The following is a 4,092-nucleotide window of genomic DNA, read 5'->3' as shown; positions in this document are numbered from 1 at the left end:
ATTCGGTATTTTGAATGGCAGTATAAACATCGCCGCCATTGACCGCACTTTTGCTGCCTTCGGTCACGCTGCCGCCGTTGTTGATGGTGACACTGTCAAAGGTAACCTCTTTTGCGGTCGAGACTTTAATATCGCCATTCTCGTTGGAAACCACAACATTGTCACCATTCACAAAGTTCACGCTGTTATTTGTTTGATCAACCGTTTTCGCATCCGTACCATTCACTTGGGCTGTCCACGATTGCAGTGCGCTATCCGCTTTTACCAAACTGTCTTTTGATGTTTGTGACAAATCAATCTTATAATCGGTGATATTATCAGCCACTGCAACACCACCTACCGTGACCGCACTTGAACCGGCTGAAGCCGTGGTGCCTTTGGCATTAACAGTGTAAACAGTTTGGTTATCAGCACCTTTGCTTTCGTCTACGGAAACCACATTGGTACCGGCAGCCACTTCACTTTTCGCTGCCGCAGCTGCGGTTTTTACATCACCGATATTGGCGGCATTGCTGTCCACATCGCCGCCACTGGCAACATTGCTGATCACCGTATTGCCGGCATTGATACCGCCGTTATTAATACTTACCGGTCCTGCTGCCAGGCTGTTAGTTGTTACGTTATTAAACGTCACATCTTGCTTGGTCGCCACTTTAATACCGCCACTGTCTGCCGTCAAAGTAATATTGTCACCAGTAATGAAGTTGGCGGTGTTGTCATCTTGCTTCAGGGTTTTCACCGTTTCGCCATCGATCTGCGTCACGACGGTTTGCAGGGCGCTATCTGCTTTCGCCAAGCTCTCCTTCGAGGTTTGCGACAAGCTGATGGCATAATCGGTTACCCCTGTTGCACTGGCAACACCGGCAACCGCACTTAGACCGCTATCTGCCGCCGCACTGACGGTGGTTTTTTCCGCATTAACGGTATATGTGGTGACCGTGCCGTTGACTACCGGATCATTTACCGTAACATTATTACCTGCCTCTACAACGGTAGTTTTGTTTGCTGAGTTAATCGCTTCCGCTACATCAGCAGCGGTTGCAAAATTATCACCGCCAGTCTGCGCACTGACCGTACCGTTATCCGCCACGGTTAAATCCGATTTATTCACCGAATAACTGACATTTGAGATACCATTTGCTGTCGCCACAGTGGCCGTCGTGCCAGTACCATTGATGAAATTCACCGTATCGCCCGGCGCCACTTTTGCTGAAGATCCACCGTTAGCTTGAATATTCCAACCTTTGGCTGCCACCTCTGCAACGGTATATAACTGACTGCCGTTAATCGCATCTGTGCTGGTTGCACTGATTTGACCAGCGGCGACATTAATAATCTGACGTTCCGCACCAACTGCGCCAACGCTTACCACACCGTTCGCTGCACTACCGACACCGGCAAAGGTGCCGTAGGTAATACCATTAATGGTTGCAGATGTTTCCGCCGTAGCTGCACGATCCGCCGAGGCATTGCCTAAAATGACGCTGTTTGCTTGTGAAGTGGTGACATTATTACCAACCACAAAAGTATTAGCCTGTTGTACATTATTTTGATTACCGATAATTCGACTACCGTCAGCGTCTGCGCCCATCAGATTATTATTACCGAATGCACCGGCATTATCTGCCGCAATCGGTGCAGCTTGCGTACCGTTATCATTACCTACTGTATATGTGCCTGCACCACTAATATAAGACGGATCCCCCAACGCACCGGAATTATTACCACTCACGACATTATCGGTACCGATAGAAATCGTATTTTCTGCTGTCGCTTGCGCACCTTTACCAATAGCAACCGCATTTAAACCGGAAGCAATTGCCGCATCACCTTGTGCTATGGAGCTGATCCCACTCGCAGCAGAAGTATTACCCAACGCAATTGATCTAGCCGCAGTAGCTCTCGCTTCATTACCAAGGCTGGTGGCATTTGCCGCCGTTGCCTGCACCTGATAACCCAACGCTGCCGTACGAGTTGCCGACGCTGTTGCCAGATAACCAACTGCCAAAGCGTTAGCAACGGTAGCATTAGCCTGACGTCCCAAAGCGGTTGCATTGTTGCCGTTGGCATTCGCCATCATGCCGAGTGCCACTGCGCTGTCGCCCGTGGCTTTAGTATTCGTACCTAATGCCATCGCATGGGCACCGTTAGCTTGCGCATTCAATGCAAGCGCCACAGCATCCGAACCGCTTACTTTGGTTGACTGCCCCAAAGCAATCGTGAATGCGCTGGTTTGTTCCGCACCATTAACTGTTTTTCCGGCTTCGTAACCGATCGCAATATTAGAACCGACACTGCGTGAAGAAGCCGCTCCGGCACCACTGCCAATGGCGATATTGTTACTATTCGGCGCACTTTCGGTGCCGATTAATGTACCGCCGGCTCCCTCACCAATCGCCACATTATTGTGGCCATTAGTGATTGTGCCTTTACCGTTCATACTAATATTGCTGTTGCCGATGACATCATTGCCACTGCCGTTACCGGTAGAGAAGTTTTTATTGCCGGTTACCCTCTGACCGGCACCACCAAGTGCCACGTTGTTATTGCCGGTAACGGTCGAACCGCTGTTGCCACCAAGCGCCACATTACTGTTGCCGCTGACATCATTGCCTGAAGTACTGCCAACCGCCGTATTTGCCTCACCTGTCACGCGCGCACCCGCACCATCACCCAACGCCGAATTTCGCCAGCCGTTGATTCCACTGCCCGCATTGCGCCCCAAAGCGACATTGGCAGAACCGCTCAGATTGCTCCCTGCGGACAAACCAATAGCCACATTATACAATGCAGGGTTTTGGATGGCGTAAGTACCACCCTGCCCATCGTTGGTCTGCTCTGCCCGTGCGCTCAAATTACTGCCGGCATCACGACCAATGGCGATATTATCTTGCGGAATAATCACGACATTTTTAACGGTATCACTGCCAGTGGTCATATTACTGCCAGCTTGGTAGCCAAGGGCAACATTGTATTGCCCCGGCACATTTTGACCGGCATTGGTCCCCACCGCAACATTGTGAATATAACGAGTATTTGGAGCCGCATTAACACCAGCTGCATTACCAATTGCAACAGTACTGTTACCCAACGCTTGTGCGCCCGAACCAATTGCGATTGCCGCTGTTGCAGTAGCTTGTGAAGACACGCCAAGTGCAAGAGAATTTCCGCCTGAAGCCGTGGCATTACTAGAAATGGCAGTGGCGCTCGCAGCACTTGCTGTTGCTTTTGTTCCTATCGCCAATGCACTTTGTGCCGTCGATTTACTCTGTGCCCCAACAGCGACTGCAAAATCGGCAGTCGCTTTAGTGTTGCTGGTATTGTCATAAGACGCAACACTAACACCATTTGTAGCAGTGCTTGGGGAAACATCGGCACTCCCGATCGCAATCGATTGATTACCTGTTGCGGTGGAAGACTGCCCCATCGCTAAACTGCCTTTACCACTCGCCCAAGCAACTGTACCAATCGCCATTGCATAATCATTAGTTGCGGCAGCTTGACGCATCATAGATAGGGAGTTAAACCCCGAAGCCAGAGCACTGGTTCCAATTGCCGTTGCGCCCACATTCGTTGCCTGAGAATACCCGCCTAAGGCAAATGCCAAACCGCCGACGGCACGGGAATAATCACCGATTGCAATGCCTGAAACAGTAGCTCCACCGGTTGTAACCACATTACTGTTGCGACCAATCGCAATTCCGGTTACTGCCTCATCAGGAGAATAAAGGTTGCTGCCAACTCTAGCTACATTCGGATTAGTGTATGACAAATTTCCCGGATTATTATAATTAAACGCTCTGTCTCCACCCAATTGATTCGCCGGATTCGCTGGATTATTATTAAAAGCATAACCATTATTATCATTATTCGTAATAATAAGCGTAGCTGACGCTGCCATTGGCAACAGCGCCACTAAACTCGCAATCATGGTTGCTTTTAATTTAAACAAAAACGCAGATATTCTATTTTCTTGCTTGATTACCACATTATCGACACTGCTTGCAGCTTTATTCTGTGACGTTGCCAACTCTGAAACCACCACAAAAGTTTGCGTTGTTTTATTCCAAATGACTTTATAAATTTTGTTCA

1 protein-coding gene is annotated in these 4,092 nt (G+C 49.3%); it reads right to left on the bottom strand.

The annotated features are described in order from the left end of the window. Positions 1-4,092 (bottom strand): ESPR-type extended signal peptide-containing protein (locus FHQ30_RS11315; RefSeq protein WP_500692264.1); only part of this gene is annotated, 4,092 nt, incomplete at both ends.

Origin of the sequence: Testudinibacter sp. 'clade 2', assembly GCF_006227735.1 — a bacterium.
Lineage (GTDB): Bacteria > Pseudomonadota > Gammaproteobacteria > Enterobacterales > Pasteurellaceae > Chelonobacter.
Note: the sequence above shows the minus strand (reverse complement) of the source record. Positions and strands in the feature narration are given on the sequence as shown.